At 72.7% G+C, this 15,951-nt stretch carries 15 protein-coding genes and 1 riboswitch; of the genes, 6 read left to right on the top strand and 9 right to left on the bottom strand.

Annotated features, from left to right (window positions below):
- Nucleotides 1-6: 6 nt before the first annotated feature.
- Both AB0K43_RS06505 and AB0K43_RS06500 read right to left on the bottom strand, forming a co-directional pair.
- A complete protein-coding gene (locus AB0K43_RS06505; RefSeq protein WP_363636439.1) occupies nt 7-747 on the bottom strand; it encodes a glycosyltransferase family 2 protein in 741 nt (246 codons plus the stop codon).
- Nucleotides 744-1,754, bottom strand: coding sequence for a 3-oxoacyl-[acyl-carrier-protein] synthase III C-terminal domain-containing protein (locus AB0K43_RS06500; protein ID WP_363636437.1), 1,011 nt, complete (start codon nt 1,752-1,754; stop codon nt 744-746). The genes AB0K43_RS06505 and AB0K43_RS06500 overlap by 4 nt, the downstream gene beginning before the upstream one ends.
- A gap of 190 nt (nt 1,755-1,944) precedes the next feature.
- Here AB0K43_RS06500 and AB0K43_RS06495 point away from each other — a divergent pair, with 190 nt between their 5' ends.
- Complete coding sequence (locus AB0K43_RS06495) at nt 1,945-2,619, top strand: VC0807 family protein (RefSeq protein WP_363636435.1); 675 nt, start codon at nt 1,945-1,947, stop codon at nt 2,617-2,619.
- Between the two features lie 96 nt (nt 2,620-2,715).
- Here the strand turns inward: AB0K43_RS06495 and AB0K43_RS06490 are convergent, their stop codons facing one another.
- Entirely contained in the window at nt 2,716-4,185 is a 1,470-nt protein-coding gene (locus AB0K43_RS06490) for an SPFH domain-containing protein (RefSeq protein WP_363636433.1), read from the bottom strand.
- Nucleotides 4,186-4,384: 199 nt separating this feature from the next.
- A complete protein-coding gene (locus tag AB0K43_RS06485; protein WP_363636431.1) occupies nt 4,385-4,591 on the bottom strand; it encodes a hypothetical protein in 207 nt (68 codons plus the stop codon).
- A 98-nt stretch (nt 4,592-4,689) separates the two neighbouring features.
- Nucleotides 4,690-4,823: riboswitch (TPP riboswitch) on the top strand.
- On the opposite strand from AB0K43_RS06485, the gene thiC reads away from it, so the two are divergent.
- The gene (gene thiC / locus AB0K43_RS06480) at nt 4,819-6,633 is read left to right on the top strand and encodes a phosphomethylpyrimidine synthase ThiC (protein WP_363636429.1); all 1,815 of its coding nucleotides are present in this window, start codon (nt 4,819-4,821) and stop codon (nt 6,631-6,633) included. (Overlaps the previous riboswitch by 5 nt.)
- 216 nt (nt 6,634-6,849) lie before the next feature.
- Here thiC and AB0K43_RS06475 read toward each other — a convergent pair whose 3' ends face one another.
- Nucleotides 6,850-7,710 carry an AraC family transcriptional regulator gene (locus AB0K43_RS06475; protein WP_363636427.1) on the bottom strand — a complete coding sequence of 287 codons (861 nt, stop codon included), beginning with the start codon at nt 7,708-7,710 and terminating at the stop codon, nt 6,850-6,852.
- A gap of 160 nt (nt 7,711-7,870) precedes the next feature.
- Nucleotides 7,871-8,305, bottom strand: coding sequence for a hypothetical protein (locus tag AB0K43_RS06470; protein ID WP_363636425.1), 435 nt, complete (start codon nt 8,303-8,305; stop codon nt 7,871-7,873).
- 480 nt (nt 8,306-8,785) lie between these two features.
- Between AB0K43_RS06470 and AB0K43_RS06465 the strand changes: the two genes are divergently transcribed.
- The 4 genes from AB0K43_RS06465 to AB0K43_RS06450 all read left to right on the top strand — a co-directional run bounded on the left by AB0K43_RS06465 (nt 8,786) and on the right by AB0K43_RS06450 (nt 11,873).
- On the top strand, nt 8,786-10,411 hold the full coding sequence (locus AB0K43_RS06465; protein WP_363636423.1) for an ice-binding family protein: 1,626 nt from the start codon (nt 8,786-8,788) through the stop codon (nt 10,409-10,411).
- A gap of 228 nt (nt 10,412-10,639) precedes the next feature.
- Nucleotides 10,640-11,215 carry a DUF5994 family protein gene (locus tag AB0K43_RS06460; RefSeq protein WP_363636421.1) on the top strand — a complete coding sequence of 192 codons (576 nt, stop codon included), beginning with the start codon at nt 10,640-10,642 and terminating at the stop codon, nt 11,213-11,215.
- A 103-nt stretch (nt 11,216-11,318) separates the two neighbouring features.
- Nucleotides 11,319-11,675 carry a PRC-barrel domain-containing protein gene (locus AB0K43_RS06455; protein WP_363636419.1) on the top strand — a complete coding sequence of 119 codons (357 nt, stop codon included), beginning with the start codon at nt 11,319-11,321 and terminating at the stop codon, nt 11,673-11,675.
- Between the two features lie 30 nt (nt 11,676-11,705).
- Nucleotides 11,706-11,873 (top strand): hypothetical protein, encoded by a 168-nt coding sequence (locus AB0K43_RS06450; RefSeq protein WP_363636417.1) that lies wholly within the window; start codon nt 11,706-11,708, stop codon nt 11,871-11,873.
- Between the two features lie 83 nt (nt 11,874-11,956).
- On the opposite strand, the gene AB0K43_RS06445 is transcribed toward AB0K43_RS06450, so the two are convergent.
- The 3 genes from AB0K43_RS06445 to AB0K43_RS06435 all read right to left on the bottom strand — a co-directional run bounded on the left by AB0K43_RS06445 (nt 11,957) and on the right by AB0K43_RS06435 (nt 15,778).
- Entirely contained in the window at nt 11,957-12,781 is an 825-nt protein-coding gene (locus tag AB0K43_RS06445; protein ID WP_363636415.1) for a hypothetical protein, read from the bottom strand.
- A 234-nt stretch (nt 12,782-13,015) separates the two neighbouring features.
- Nucleotides 13,016-14,305, bottom strand: a complete 1,290-nt coding sequence (locus tag AB0K43_RS06440) for a metallophosphoesterase (RefSeq protein WP_363636413.1) — start codon at nt 14,303-14,305, stop codon at nt 13,016-13,018.
- A gap of 315 nt (nt 14,306-14,620) precedes the next feature.
- Nucleotides 14,621-15,778: a LacI family DNA-binding transcriptional regulator gene (locus tag AB0K43_RS06435; protein WP_363636411.1), complete on the bottom strand. Its 1,158-nt coding sequence runs from the start codon at nt 15,776-15,778 to the stop codon at nt 14,621-14,623.
- Nucleotides 15,779-15,951 lie beyond the last annotated feature (173 nt).

Genomic DNA, 15,951 nt, shown 5'->3' with positions numbered 1-15,951 from the left:
CCCTCCTCAGCGGGGGTCGACGCCGCGCGCGCCGGCGCCGCGTTCCAGGTACCAGCGGGCGGTGCCGAGCACGCCGTAGGCGCGGATCCGGCGGGTGGAGTTCTGCACCACCATGTCCCGGCGGTGCACGATCGCGGTGGTGTGCCGCCGGACGCGGTTGATGAACGTCCGGTCGGTGGGCGAGGGGCGCCGCGGCATGCCGCCGACGGCCCGGTAGAGCTCCGCCGTGATCGCCATGTTGTTGCCCGCGTGCATCCGGTACGGCACCAGGTAGCCGTGCCGGCGGTGGTGCGCGGGCCGGATCCGGCCGAACCCGGCGCCCAGGGTGACCAGCACCCGGAAGACGGCGCGGCCGACCGGTCCGTGCTCGTCGTGGCGGGCCGTGAGGTGGCCGCAGACCAGGCCGCCCGAGGCGAGCAGCCCGGCCCGGGCGGCAGCCGTCCAGCCGGGCTCCGGCAGGCAGTCCGCGTCGGTGCGGGCGAGCAGGGTGGCGCCGTGCGCGATGGCGTGCCGGAAGCCGGTGTCGATCGCGCAGCCGACCCCCTTCTCGGTCTCCACCAGCACCCGGACCGGGAACGGCGCCCGGGCGGCGAACTCCTCGACCAGGCCGACCGTGCCGTCCGCCGAGCCGTTGTCGACCACCAGCAGGGTGAAGTCGGTGTCCCGCTGGGCCGCCAGGGCCCGCAGCGCGCCGGAGATCCTGGCCTCCTCCTGGTAGGCGGGGACCACCACCCAGAGCGTGGTCACGACACCTCCCAGACCATCGTCATCAGGCTGACCCCGCCGCCCAGGCCCACCATCAGCACCCGGTCCCCGGTGCGCAACTGCGGTCTGATCCGCTCCAGTTGGACGCCGAGGGTGGCGCTGGCCAGGTTGCCCAGGGAGTCCACCGTGACCACCAGCTTCTCGGCCGGCACCCCGGTCAGCTCCACGAAGCGCTCCAGGTACGGCAGGGTCACCTGGTGCACCAGGACCCGGGCGTACGCGTCCCAGCCGAGCCCGGTGCGGGCCGCGACCCTGCTCAGGATGGCGCCGCCGATCTTCTCGAAGACACCGCGCAACTCCTTGCCGCCGCCGCGGAAGTAGCTGTAGTCGTCGCCGCGCGGGTGGCGCGAGCCGCCGCCCGGGATGCCGCCGACCTCCCAGTGCTCGGAGGCGGTCTCGGTCTCCACGTCCAGGATGCCGCCGCGCTCCACGGCCTCGACCACCACGGCCGCGCCCGCGTCGCCGAAGGTGTAGCCGGCGAAGCCCGCCCGGAACTGGGCCGCCCCGACCGGGTCGCGCCGCATCGCCCGGCTGGGCGTCTCGCCGGTGACCACCAGGGCCCGGCGGGCCCGGCCGGCCACGATCATCGCCCGGGCGGTGTCGATGCCGTTGAGGAAGCTGTTGCAGGCGTTGGAGAGGTCGAACGCATGCGCCCGGGAGCCGAGTTCGGCCTGCACCAGATGGGCGGTGGCCGGCTCGCAGACGTCCCTGGTGGCCGAGGCGAACAGCAGCAGGTCGAGGTCCAGCGGGTCGAGCCCGGCGCCGTCCAGGGCCTGCCGGGCCGCCCCGAGGGCGAGGGTGGAGGCGTACTCGCCGTCGGCGGCGAAGTGCCGGGTGCGGATCCCGGTCGCCTTCTCGAACATCCCGTCGGGCAGGCGGAGGCCGCTGCCGCCCGCCACCTCGTCCTGGAGCTGCTGGGAGGTCAGCACCCGCGCCGGCAGGCAGGCGCCCACCGAGGTGATGCCGACCCGCGGTATCTGGAGGTCCATGACGGCCATCCTGGCTGCTCGGGGCGGGGCCGGGCCTGAGTACCCGTACTCATCAGTGACAGGCCGCCGGCCTCGGCCATGACATCCGTCATGCGCTTTCCCGCACAGCCGACACTGACGCAGGGCCGGTGCGGAGAAAGAAGATTGGGACATCGCGGAGAGCGAGTCGAGACGGACCGGGAGCGGGACCATGGCAGCCATCACCACCAGCGCGAAGACCGAGCAGAACACCTCCGGGGCGCTCGCCGCTCTGCGGCCGCTGGCCGTGGACGTGGCCGTGCCGCTCGCCGCCTACTACGCGGCGCACTCGCTGCTGGGCCTCGGCCTGGTCGCCTCGCTCACCATCAGCAGCGCCGTGCCGGCCGTCCGCACCGCGGTCGCCCTGGTGCGCGACCGCTCGGTCAACTCGCTCGCCCTGGTGATGCTGGTGGTGAACGTGGTGGGCATCGCGCTCTCCTCGGTGGCCGGCGACCCCCGGCTGATGATCGCCAAGGACGGCGCCCTGTCCACCGTGATCGGCGGCTCGATGATCGTGACGGCGCTGCTCGGCCGGCCGCTGATGACCGCCGGGCTGCGGCCCTTCATCGTCAAGGGCGACGCGGCCCGCTCCGCCGCCTGGGACCGGCTGGCCGCGGGCTCGGCCGCCTTCCGCCGCGACGAGCGCTCCTTCTCGCTGGCCTGGGGCACCGTCCTGCTCACCGAGTGCGTGGCCAAGGTGGTCGCCGCCTACACCGTGCCGGTGGAGACCATGGTGTGGCTCGGCACCGTGATGCTGGTCGGCGCGATCGGCCTGGGCGTCCTGATCGGCAACGTCTACGCCGGCCGGATCGCCCACCAGGTCATCGCCGAGGCCGACACGATCTGACCCGGCCGGGAAACCCATCGGGGGTCGACCGGGGAAGCCGAACGCCCGCACGTCGCAGACCGCGACGGGCGGGCGCTCGGCGTTCGGCCGCTGCCGTCAGGAGGCGTCCTGCACCGGGATCGGCAGGCTGACCGGCTTCTCCTGGGCGGGCCGCGACTCCGCCGTGGCGTCCTTCGGGGCGCTCATCGCGCTCAGCAGCTGCCGGGCCAGGCCCAGGCCGGTGCCGCCCATGGTCAGCGCCTTGGCGAACATGTCCGACATCCCGTCCGCGCCGTTCAGCAGGATCATGTGCTCCACGTTGCCGAAGGCCTCCGCACCGGCCCGGACGATCTCCGGCCAGTTCTCCGCCAACTGCTGTGCGACCACGGCCTCCTGGTTCTCCGCCAAGGCGGCCGCCCGGGCCTTGATCGCCTCCGCCTCGGCCAGGCCCAGGGCCCGCGCCGCCTCGGCCTGCGCCAGACCCCGCGCCTCGGCGGAGGCCGCCTCCGCCAGACCGGTGGCCTTGGTCGCCTCCGCCGCGGCCAGGCCACGGGCCCGGGTCGCCTCCGCCTCGGCGGTGGCCGCCACCTTCACCCGGTTCGCCTCGGCCGCCGCCTTCAGCTCGGTCTCCCGGGCCAGCGCCTCGGCCGCCGAGATCCGCGCGTCACGGTCCGCCTCGGCCTTCGTCCGGGTCTCGTACGCCCGGGCGTCGGCCGGCTTGCGGACGTCCGCCTGGAGCTGCTGCTCCTTGCGGTGCGCCTCCAGCTCGGCCACCTTGGTCTCCTGGACCACCACCTCCTGCCGCGAGGCGGCCTGGGCGAGCGGCCCGGCCTGCATCGCCCGGGCCGTCGCGGTCTCCATCTCGGCCTGGTAACCAGCCTGCTGGATACCGGAGTTGCGGGTCGCCTCGGCCTTGCGGGCGAACGCCTCCTGCTCCGCCTCGGTGGCCCGCCGGTCGGCCTCCGCGGCCGCGATCCGGGCGTCCCGCTGGACGGCGGCGGCGTGCGGGGCCGCCAGGTTGGTGATGTACCCGGTCGGGTCCAGGATCTCCTGGATCTGCAGCGAGTCGATGATCAGGCCGAGCTTCTCCATCTCGGAGCCGGACGCGGCCCGGGTCTCCCCGGTCAGCCGCTCCCGGTCCCGGATCATGTCCTCGACCGTCAACCCACCGACGATCGACCGCAGGTGGCCGGCGAACACGTTGTGCACCCGCAGGCCCATCATCTTCTGCTGGTCCAGGAAGCGCCGAGCGGCGTTGGCGATCGACACCGTGTCGTCGCCCACCTTGAAGATCACAACGCCCTTGACGTGCACCGGAATGCCCTGCGAGGTGACGCACTCGACGTCCAGCTCGGCCTCGTTCAGGTCCAGGGAGAGCTTGCGCACCACCTGCACACCCGGCACCACGAAGGTGCCGCGGCCGGTGACGATCCGGAAGCCCAGCCCCTCCGCGAGGCCCTCGGTGCGGTGGGTGGAGCCCGAGATGACCAGCGCCTCGTTCGGCTCCGCCACCCGCCACATCAGCTTGAAGAGCACGATCAGTACGACGATGGAGGCCGCCACGGCCCCCGCGATGCCGATGAGCATCGGCTTTCCCCCTTCGAAGCGCACCGGCTCCGTGGCTGCGCTCGGTTGTGCAGGATGGCGCGGAACGCGGTGGCAGCAGCCGATTCTTCGCCTGCCGTGATCGGTTGGGAAGGCTCGGACGTCCTGATTGCGCATCAGGGGTGTCAAGATTGCGTCAAGACGCCCGCCGTCCCGCCGCCCCGGGCGGCACCGCCCCGCCTCAGCCGTACGCCGGGGCCACGTACACCGTGCGCGGCGGCTGGTACTCGACCACCACCACCGGGGTGCCCGGGGCCAGCGGCTCACCGGGCACCGCCAGGTACGCGAGGAAGGCCTCCGACCCCTGACGCTGCGGCACGTGGAGCATCACCTCGCCCACCAGCCCGGCCCCGACCCTGCCCGTCACCCGCCCCGTCAGCCCGACCATCCGGCCAGTGTGCCACCGTGCCCGCTGGCCGGAACCCGTCTGGACCTCGGCGGATCGGCCCGCTACGGTGTTGGACGTCTTACGCAGGCAATACCGTCTGCGAACAACGGGAGCTCGGAGCACCGGGCTGAGAGGGCGCTGAACGGTACGTCACAGGACGTGCCAGCCGCTGCGCCGACCGCAGGAACCTGGACCGGGTAATGCCGGCGTAGGGAGTAGAAGGTCTGATGACCGTCTTTGATGCACAGGAGAAGTCTGCCCGCCCGACGGCCGCCCCGGTCAGCAGCGCGGCCACCGGCTATCCGACCCCGGCCTGGCGCAAGGCCTACCTGGAGGGGTCCCGGCCCGACCTGCGGGTGCCGTACCGCGAGGTGCACCTCACCAACGGCCGCACGGTGCCGCTGTACGACACCTCGGGCCCGTACACCGACGCGGCCTACCAACCGGATGTCCGGCGCGGCCTGCCCGCGCTGCGCGACCCGTGGATCCGCCAGCGCGGCGACGTCGAGGAGTACGACGGCCGGGAGGCCCGGCCGGAGGACGACGGGATCAAGCACACCTCGCCGCGCGGCGGGAACCTCCGCAACCTGGACGCGGTCTTCCCCGGCCGGCCGCGCCGCCCGCTGCGCGGCCGTGACGGCGCCGCGGTGACCCAACTCGGGTACGCGAAGCGGGGGCTGATCACACCGGAGATGGAGTTCGTGGCCCTCCGCGAGGGGCTGGCCCCGGAGTTCGTGCGGGACGAGGTGGCCCGCGGCCGCGCCGTCATCCCGGTCAACGTGAACCACCCGGAGGTGGAGCCGGCCATCATCGGCACCAACTTCCTGGTGAAGATCAACGCCAACATCGGGAACTCCGCCGTCACCTCCTCGATCGAGGAGGAGGTGGAGAAGATGACCTGGGCCACCCGCTGGGGCGCCGACACCGTGATGGACCTCTCCACCGGCCGCAACATCCACACCACCCGGGAGTGGATCCTGCGCAACTCCCCGGTGCCGATCGGCACCGTGCCGCTCTACCAGGCCCTGGAGAAGGTGGACGGCAAGGCCGAGGAGCTGAGCTGGGAGGTCTACCGCGACACCGTCGTCGAGCAGTGCGAGCAGGGCGTGGACTACATGACCGTGCACGCCGGGGTGCTGCTGCGGTACGTCCCGCTGACGGCCCGGCGCAAGACCGGCATCGTCTCCCGCGGCGGCTCGATCATGGCGGCCTGGTGCCTGGCGCACCACCGGGAGAACTTCCTGTTCACCAACTTCGAGGAGCTCTGCGACATCCTCGCGGCCTACGACGTGACCTTCTCGCTCGGCGACGGCCTGCGGCCCGGCTCGATCGCGGACGCCAACGACGACGCCCAGTTCTCCGAACTGCAGACGCTCGGCGAACTCGGCCGGATCGCCCGGGAGAAGGACGTCCAGGTGATGATCGAGGGCCCGGGCCACGTCCCGATGAACAAGATCCGCGAGAACATGGACCTCCAGCGGGAGATCTGCGACGAGGCCCCCTTCTACACCCTGGGCCCGCTCACGACCGACGTCGCGCCCGGCTACGACCACATCACCTCCGGCATCGGCGCGGCGATGATCGCCTGGTGGGGCACCGCGATGCTCTGCTACGTCACCCCCAAGGAACACCTGGGCCTGCCCAACCGGGACGACGTGAAGACCGGCGTCATCACCTACAAGATCGCCGCACACGCCGCCGACCTGGCCAAGGGTCACCCGGGCGCGCAGCAGTGGGACGACGCCCTCTCCGACGCCCGCTTCGAGTTCCGCTGGGAGGACCAGTTCAACCTGGCCCTCGACCCGGAGACGGCCCGCGAGTTCCACGACGAGACCCTCCCGGCCGAACCCGCCAAGACGGCGCACTTCTGCTCCATGTGCGGCCCGAAGTTCTGCTCCATGAAGATCAGCAAAAGCATCATGGACACCTACGGCGACGACATGGCCGTGACCAGCGCCGACGAGGCCGAAGCCGGCATGAAGGCCAAGTCCGAGGAGTTCGCGGCCAACGGCAACCGGGTCTACCTCCCGCTGGCCGACTGACGGTCACCTCGCAACGGTGCCGCACCGGGAGGCAGGAGGGGGCTTCCCGGCGCGGCGCCTCGTGCGTTGTGCTCCTTGCTTCCGAAGAGCCGGGCACGCTCCGATCGGCACGGACGTCGGACGGCTCGGTCCGTTCGGAGTTCCTGCCAGTCAAGGCAAGCGTGCGCTCGCTGTGTCCGGACGGCGACGAGTTGGTGGCCGGGCGGACGCGGCGGGTCAGTGCGCGGCGCGGGACACCGGGATCCAGAGTTCGGCCAGCACGCCGTCCTGTGCCGGGCCGATCCGCAGGATCTCGGGGCCGGGCCGGTTCTCGTAGGGGTTGGACGGGAACCACTGGGTGGCCACGTCCCGCCACATGTGCTGGAGCGCCTGGGGGTAGGGGCCGGTGTTCTCGAAGACGGCCCAGGTGCCGGCCTCGACGGTGAGGACGTCGAGCTCCCCGGGTGCGTCGGCGCCGCTCACCACCGCGTGCCAGTAGTCGAGTTCGCTGCCCTCCTCCCGGCTGTCGGACAGGTACCGGATCACCGAGACGATCCCGGCCGGCTCCTGGTCGGACAGGCTCGCGATACGCTGCAAGGTCTCCCGGCCGATGGACGCGACATGGGCGGCGATGGCCGGGTTCTCGCCCTCGTGGATCTGCCGGACCCGGGCCTTCCTGCCGATGACGTTGAACCGCTGCTTCCGCACGATCCGGTACCGCATGGTGCTGCTCCCTTCGATGATGAGGCGGAAGGACATCCGCGGCTGCGAGCACAGGGCGGCTCCGGTGCGCCTGGCCTCGCCGGGGCCGACCCCGTGCACGGCGCGGAACGCCCGGGCGAAGGCCTCGCCCGAGGTGTAGCCGTAGCGCACCGCGATCTCCAGCAACGTCCGCTCCCGGGCCAGCACTTCGGCCCCGGCGACGGTCAGCCGCCGGCGCCGGACGTACTCGGACAGCGGCATCCCCGCCAGCGCCGAGAACATCCGGCGGAAGTGGTACTCCGAGGTCATCGCGATCCGGGCCAGCTCGGCGGCCTCGATGCTCCGGTCGAGGCGGCCCTCGATGTGCTCCATGGCCAGGTTCAGGCGCTCCAGCACTGCGGTCTCCTTCCCTTGCGATCACCAACCCTAGGAAGGACCGACCCTGCCGCACCCGACAACCTGTGCCCGCTCCGGTCGGGTGCCGCCGCCCGCCGCACGGTCGGCGATCCGGCCGGCCGGCGGGTCGGCGGTGCGCTGCTGGGTGCTTCCCCGGAGGTCAGACGCCGAGGATCTCCCGGATGAGGCTCAGCTTGCCTTCGGGGCTGAGGCTCGAGGGCTTGCCGGCCAGCAGGCCGTCCAGGACGGCCGGGACGTCGCAGGAGTCGGGGGCCTGGATGACGCCGATGACCTGGCAGCGCAGGCCGCCGTCGCGGACGTAGACCCAGAGCTCCTGGTCCTTGTGGGGTTCGTCGTTCTCCTTCGGCGACAACCGCCAGGCCGGGAACCAGCCGAGCCCCTCGGCGGTCAGGCTCTCGGCGACCTCCACCAGGACGTGCCGGCCGAGCCGCCCGTACCCGAGCTCCCGGCGCAGCTCGCCGAGCGATGTCCTGGCCAGCCCGCCTGCTGCACGGCAGCGCCCGGCCACCGTGTCGATACCCCCGTGCTCGGTCGCCGCCTGTTCGTCACCGCACAGATTCTTGAGCGCGTCCATATTCGTCCCAACGAAGCGAACTGCAAAAACGATGCGCCGGTGCACCGCCTCGGATGCATCCGGCGAATTGCGACCCTTTGTGCGGCGAACTGCTGGCGACACGCCAGGGGCAAGCGGGTGATGGTGTGCTGATTCACCGGCGACACCACTCATTTGGATTCTTAATAAGCATCCGATCTTATGTTGCCATTGGTGTGTACGCGGCTGAGTGACAGGTCATCAGGCTGTCGGCATGCGCATGCTCCGCAGTCCCGACATGGGGCAGGCCTCGATGGGCGCCGGTGCGATTGCCGTCTCCTGAATCCCGACCGGAACTCGCCACAGTCACCCGGAGCCCCCGGGGATTGCCGAATTCGACGGCGATACGAAAGGTCTTGTCCTATGGCAGTGGATGCCACCCTGTCCGCCCCTCCCGACAGCGGGCGTAGACGTACCCGGTTCATGGAAGCCCTCTACCTCTTGCCCGGATTGACGTTGCTGGTGACGAGCACGCTGATCTCCAGCCCCGCGCACGCCGCCCAGGCTCCGGTGACCCTGGGGACCGACACCAGCTACGCGGTCCTGGGCGGTTCGACGGTCACCAACACGGGCCCCAGCGTCATCAACGGCGACCTGGGTCTCAGCCCGGGTTCCTCGGTCACGGGCTTCCCGCCCGGCATCCTCAACGGCGTGCAGCATGTCGCCGACGCGGCGGCCCTCCAGGCCCAGTCCGACCTGGTCATCGCCTACAACGACGCGGCCGGCCGGGCTCCCACGGCGCTCGTCTCCGGTGACCTCGTCGGGTTGACGCTGACCTCCGGTGTGTACAAGTCCACGTCGTCGCTGGCCCTCAACGGCACCGTGACGCTCGATGCCCAGGGCGACCCCAACGCCGTCTTCATCTTCCAGATCGCCTCCACCCTGATCACGGGCTCGGCGAGCAACGTCAGCCTCATCAACGGCGCACAGCCCTGCAATGTGTTCTGGCAGGTGGGGAGTTCCGCCACCATCGGGACCAACTCCTTCTTCAAGGGCAACATCCTCGCCCTCACGTCGATCGCGGCGCAGACCGGCACCGTGATCGAGGGCCGGGCGCTGGCCCGCAACGGCGCGGTCACGTTGGACACCAACACCATCACCCGGGCCGCCTGCACCGTTGGCCCGCCCGGTCCGTCCGGCCCGCCCGGTCCGAGCGGTCCGCCCGGACCCACGGGCTCCGCCGGTCCCACCGGCCCGGTCGGTGCCCCGGGTGCTCCTGGCGCTCCCGGCGCTCCCGGCGCTCCTGGTGCCCCGGGTGCTCCTGGCGCACCGGGCGCCCCGGGTGCTCCTGGCGCTCCCGGCGTTCCTGGTGCTCCCGGCGCCCCGGGTGCTCCCGGCACCTCCGGTGCTCCTGGCGCTCCCGGCGCTCCCGGCGCTCCCGGTGCTCCCGGCGCCCCGGGTGCTCCCGGTGCTCCCGGCACCTCCGGTGCTCCTGGTGCTCCCGGTGCTCCCGGCGCCCCGGGTGCTCCCGGTGCTCCCGGCACCTCCGGTGCTCCTGGTGCTCCCGGTGCTCCCGGCACCTCCGGTGCTCCTGGCGCTCCCGGCGCCCCGGGTGCTCCCGGTGCTCCCGGCGCCCCGGGTGCTCCCGGATCTCCTGGCGCCCCGGGCCCGTCGGGTCCGGCTGGCCCTGCTGGTCCGGCCGGCCCTGCTGGTCCGGCCGGTCCTGCCGGCCCGGGCGGCGGGCACGGTGGTGACCACGGCGGTGGCGGCGAGCACGGCGGCGGTGACGAGCACGGCGGTGGCGGCGAGCACGGCGGCGGTGACGAGCACGGCGGTGGCGGCGAGCACGGCGGCGGTGACGAGCACGGCGGCGGTGACGAGCACGGCGGCGGTGGTGGTGGTCATGGGAAGGACGACCACGGGCAGCCGTCGGCCAGCCCCTCGCAGGGCCTTCCGTCCCGAACGCCTCCGGCAGGCTCGCCGTCGAAGGCCCCCTCGCAGGGGCACGGCCACGGTCTCGCCGAGACCGGTGCCGGCGGCGCCACCGGCATCGCGGCCATGGGTGCGATCCTGCTGGCTGCGGGCGGGGCTCTGCTCGCCGTCCGGGTGAGAAGGAGCCGGGTCGGCGGAGTCGACCGACGGCACTAGCCGACGACAGCGCCCTGAGCCCCCGGACCCGGTGTCCGGGGGCTCAGGGCCGCGTGGTGAGGGGCGGACAGGACCTACCGGGAGCGAAGCCGTCCGGGGGTTGCCGACCCGGAGTAACCTGGTCACTACCGAAGGCACCTCGCATGCCGGCTCCGAATACTGGCGTCGTCTCCGGCGAACGGCTAGTCCGGTACCGGTTCGACCGGATCCGGAGTCAGGTCTCTGATCATGACTGTGGCCCTCGACCGCGTGACCATCGCGCGCCCCTCGGATTCCGCCCTGCGACTGTCCCTTGCGCCCAGCGGCGTACGGCCCGGCCGGCTGGACGGCGCCTGGTGGCCCCGATCGCGCGATCTTCTCTCCGAACTCCCCTCCCTGGCGGCCGAACTGGACAAGCGGTGGGGCCGGGTCACCCGGATCGCCGTGAACCCCGCCCAGTGGCCGGTGATCCCCCGGCGGATCCCGGTCGCGGGGCACACCGTCCACGTCGGCTGGTTCACCACGGAGCAGGACCAGCACCTGATCGTGGTGAGTTCCTATCCGCCGCTCCGCCTCGACCTGCTGGTCGTCCCGCCTCGGACGGATCCGCTCGATGCCGCCCGGCTGATGTCCGAGGCGGCCGACCCGGCCTGCCACCGGACGGCGAGCGAACTGCTCGAGGGTGAGGCCGACGCACCTGTCGGCCCGGAGCCGCGGAACGACTTCCTGCCGGCGGCCGCCATGCCCACCGGTGGCGTCGCCGCGGCGGATCGGCGGGCGGAGGTCGCCCGGACGCGTTCCGCGGCGTGGCCCACGCTCACGTAGCCGGGTCGTACCGGTCGGCGCTCCGGTTGGTGCACCGGTCGGCGGGTGCGGAAGCCGTCCCGGTGGCACGATGGGAGACGCCCACCGAGGTCGGAGGTTGTGGATGTTCGAAGCGACTGACATCCGGGAGTGGCGTGGCCACGACGTGGTGGACGCCGACGGTCACAAGATCGGCACCTTGGAGGCCGTGTACGTCGACACCGGGACCGACCAGCCCTCGTTCGCCACGGTCACGGTCGGGCTGCCGACCCGCCGGCGGCTGGTGTTCGTCCCGCTGGCCGGTGCCGCGGTCGGCCCCGGCTACCTGCGGGTCACGTCGTCCAAGAGCCAGGTGAAGAACGCGCCGGCGATCGACACCGACGGCGAGCTGCCGGCAGAGGACGAACCGGCGGTCTTCGCCCACTACGAGCTGGAGTACGTGCCGGGCGGGACGGGTGAACGCCGCCTGGCCCGCCGGTAGGGCCCGGGGAGCATCGGAAGGAGGCCCGGGATGGCAGTGGTGCTGTTCCTGATCATCGTGGCGATCGTGCTCGGCATCATCGGCGCCGTCGCCGACGGCCTGCTCTACCTGCTGGTCATCGGGGTGCTGGTGTTGGTGGTCGCCATGATCCTGGCCGGGGTGCGGTTCCGCCGGGGCGGACGGCAGCCAGGCCGCTGAGGCCGCTCAGGCCGCTCAGGCCGCTGAGGCCGTCGCGGCCACTCGGCCCGGCCCGGCGGCGGGCCCCGCCCCGGGCGCGTCGGTCAGACCTCGTCCGGGCCGGTGAAGTCGGGCGAGGTGTAGCCCGGGCCGGTGAACTCGGCGGGGCGCGGGCTGCGACCGTCGGGGTCGGTGACGCCTTCGACGCCGGGGCTGGAGAAACCGGGGCTGGAGTAGCGGGCGCTGCTGTAACCGGGGCTGAGCAGATCGGGCGGGGCGGGGCGGCCGCTCACCTGCGGCGAGAGGGCGGGCTCGGAGTCGAGGTTGGCGAGCAGGTAGGGGATCAGGGCGCGCTCGCGCAGCGCGGTGTGCCAGACGCGGCGGGCCTCGGCCAGATCGGCGTGCAGGTGCGGGTCCTGGCCCGCGGGAGTGGCGGCACCGTCCCGGCGGGCGGTCAGCAGCATGCCGACACCGCCGATGAGCAGCGCCGCCAGCGCCACCACCACGGCGACCCAGCCGGCCGTGACCAGGCTGTGCCCGAGGGCGAGATCGGGCTGGGCGGCCTGCACCGAGTAGCCGATCAGCAGCAGGACGGCGCCGCCCACGCCGGCCAGGACCGGGGTGAGGGTGGTCAGGACCGGGAAGAGCCCGGCGTCCTCCACCGCGGAGGACCGTGCGCCCGCCCCGCCGGGGGCCGGGCTCGCGCCGCCGAGAGCGGTGCGCAGGCCGACGAAGTGCTGGTACTCGGTGGCCGCCCCGGCGGCGATCTCGGACGCGGCGAGCATGGCCTTGGTGTGCAGTTGCTCGGCGTTGAGGTGCGGGCCGGGCGAGCGCAGTGCTTCGAGGACGGATCCGTCGCGCAGTGCTTCGTCGAGCACCCGGGAGAAGTCCGGGCGGTCCTCGGCGAGCAGGTGCGGGGCGTTGCTCATGGGTACCCCGTTCCGCTGGAGTCACGGAGGTGGATGGTCCACTCGCGCCGGCCGCGGCGGGCCGCCGGGGCCGAAGGGCCGGTGGTGGCGGTCGGCCGCGGGGCCGCGCGTGGTGCCTCGATGGTAGGGGTCGGCCTGCCGGGGCTGACAGTAGGTTTCCGGATTTTCAGGACCGTCAGCAGCCCGGCAGTGCTCGGAAGTTGTTCGGTTCAGCTCCGCCGGACCGACGTTCCGTCAGTTCAGCGGCAGCCGGGCGACCAGCAGCCGGCCCTCCATGGTGACCCCGCCGTCCATCGCGATGGCCAGCTCGTCCGCGTAGATGTACGGACCCGGCACGTGCGGCGGGGCGTCGTCCTCCTGGTCCACCCCGGTCAGGTACGGGATCGGGCTGTGGCCGTGCACCACCCGGTAGCCGCCGTAGGCGTCCAGCAGCTCGTGCACGGCCGGCGGGCCGGCCTGGCCGCGGAAGGCGAAGCGCTTGGTGAACTTGCGGAAGCAGTCCCACCACTCGTCGATGCCCTCGTCCGCGAGCACCACGTGGACGGCGTCGTTGACCTCGGCGATCGACTGGCCGTACTCCAGGTACGCGGTGGTGTCCGAGTGCAGCAGCAGGTGGCCGTCCTCGATGGCGATCGCGGGCAGCCGGGAGAGCCAGCTGATGTGGTGCTGCTCCAGGCGGTCGAGGTCGTGCTGCTGGCCGCCGTTGAGCCGCCAGGCGGCGAGGAAGGAGGCGGTGCCCGCGGTGGACTGCACCGGCTCGTCGCCGTACCGGGCGGCGCCCAGGAACAGCAGCTCGTGGTTGCCCATCAGGGCGCGGCAGTAGCCGCCGGCCGCGGCGGCCTCGGCGGCCAGCTGCATCACCAGGTTGATCACGCCGATGCCGTCCGGCCCGCGGTCGGTGAAGTCGCCGAGGAACCAGACCCGGGAGCGGCCGGCCGCCCAGTGGCCCTCGTCGTCGATCAGCCCCTGCTGGTGCAGCGCGGCCAGCAGCTCGTCCAGGTAGCCGTGCACGTCACCGATCACGTACAGCGGCCCGGGTGCCTCGCCGGGCTCCGGCTGCGGGTAGGGAAAGTGCACCTCCACCGGCGGGTCCGGGATCGGGCCGAGCTCGATGGTCGGCGGGTCCTCGGGCTGCGGGTGGGCGGCCGGGGCGGCCTCGCCGGGGTGGAACTCGGGTTGCGGGTGGCCGCCCGGGGTGGCCTCGCCGGCGTGGAACTCGCTCCGGTAGCCGCCCTCGAAGTGACCGGTCGGCACGTAGTGGCCCGGTGCCTGGGCGGCCTCCTGGCCGACCGCCCCGCCCAGGGCGAGGCCCTGCTGCGCCGGCGGCAGGTGACCGGGCGTCGGCCAGTGCTGCTCCAGGTAGCGGGCGCCGCCGAAGCCGGTGTAGGTCTGCTCGTACGGGTGGCCGGCCGGGGGTTCGGCGGGCTCGAAGTAGGAGCCGTACGGGAGCACGTCGAGGTCCTGCTGGGGGCGGGGGCCTGAGTCGGGCAGTTCAGGCCCGGGGAAGCGGTCCTCGGGTGTCATTCGCCCATCATAGGAAGACCACTCTCCCGGCGTCCTCACCTGGTCGGCATCCAATTCGTCGGAACGTCGTCCGGGCGGTCCCGACTGTCCGGTCCGCCCCCCTCTGTACTGGTCCAGACCACAGCGTCGAACGACCGCGATCACCTGGGCAACCGACCGCGATCACCTGGGCAACCGCCCGCGATCATCGGTCGGACCGCCCGCGATCACCGGCCGGGTACGGACCGTCGGGCCCCCGTGGGCCGGGCGCCGGGGCCCGCGCCCGAGCGCCGGCCGGTGATCGCCCGGTACGGGTCGGCCTTCGCCCGGTGCCGCTCACCCCTCGCCCGGCGGGCGGGGCGGGCTGACCGTGGTGCGCGGGCTGCGGCGCTCGGAGGAGGCCCGGACGATCAGCTCGGTGGGCATCAGGGTGCCGGGCGGCGGCCCCGTCCCGGCGGTCCGGAACCGGGGCGGGAACAGCCGCCCGGTGTCCGTGCCGGTGCCGGAGTCCACTCCCTCGATCGCGTCGATGAGCAGGTTGACCACCGTGGTGCCGATCCGCCGGGGCTTGAGCGAGAGGGTGGTGATCGGGGGCTCGGTGCCCGCGTACACGTCGCTCTCGCTGCAGCAGACCAGCAGCAGGTCGTCCGGCACCCGCAGGCCGTACCGGCGGGCGGCGGCCAGCAGGTCGGTGCCGTTCGGGTCGAACAGGCCGTACACCGCGTCCGGACGGTCCGGGCGGGCCAGCAGCCGGTCGGCGGCGACCGCGCCGGCGGCGGGGTCGTGGGCGGGGTAGGCCTCGTAGACCGGCTCCTGGCCGACCCGGTGGCACCAGCCGAGGTAGGCGTCGGTGGACAGCCGGGTGTAGGTGTCGGTGCTGGTGCCGGTGAGCAGGCCGATCCGGCGGGCGCCGGCCTCGCTCAGGTGGTCGAGGATGCCGAGCACGGCGGCCTCGTGGTCGTTGTCCACCCAGGCGGTGACCGGGCAGTTGCCCGGCTTGCCGTCGCTGACCACCGGTACGCCGGACCGGTAGAGCTCGCTGACCAGCGGGTCCTGGTCGGGCGGGTCGATCACCACGGTGCCGTCCAGGGCGATGTTGCTCCAGACGTCGTGCCGGGAGGAGGCGGGGAGCACCACCAGGGCGTAGCCGCGGCTGAGCGCGGCGCTGGTGGCGGCCCGCGCCATCTCGGCGAAGTAGGCGAATTCGGTGAAGGTGAAGGGCTCCTCGCCGTACGTGGTGACGGTCAGTCCGATCAGGCCGGACCGGCCGGTGCGCAGGGTCCGGGCGGCGGCGGAGGGTCGGTAGCCGAGGCGCTCGGCGACCTCGCGCACCCGGCTTCTGGTCTCGTCGGGCAGGCGCCCCTTGCCGTTCAAGGCGTCCGAGACCGTGGTGATCGACACTCCGGCGGCTGCCGCCACGTCCCGGATGCCGGCCCGCTCAAGACGCCGTGAGGCGGTGGGTCGCCGACCGCTCTGGTTGGCTGCTGCTGTCATGGCGGACCGATCGTATGGCTCTTGACGGCGCTGCGTGACCGGTTCGCTACTCCTTGATGAAGATACGTTTCTCCGTGCCCATCGTGGAAAGCCCCCGTCGCCACCAGCCCAGATCCGGCCGTCTTACCTCTGACATGTGCCATGGGAACCCGGCAGAATGGCTGATCTGCACC

Origin of the sequence: Kitasatospora sp. NPDC049258 (genome assembly GCF_040678895.1) — a bacterium.
Taxonomy (GTDB): domain Bacteria; phylum Actinomycetota; class Actinomycetes; order Streptomycetales; family Streptomycetaceae; genus Kitasatospora.
Note: the sequence above shows the minus strand (reverse complement) of the source record. Positions and strands in the feature narration are given on the sequence as shown.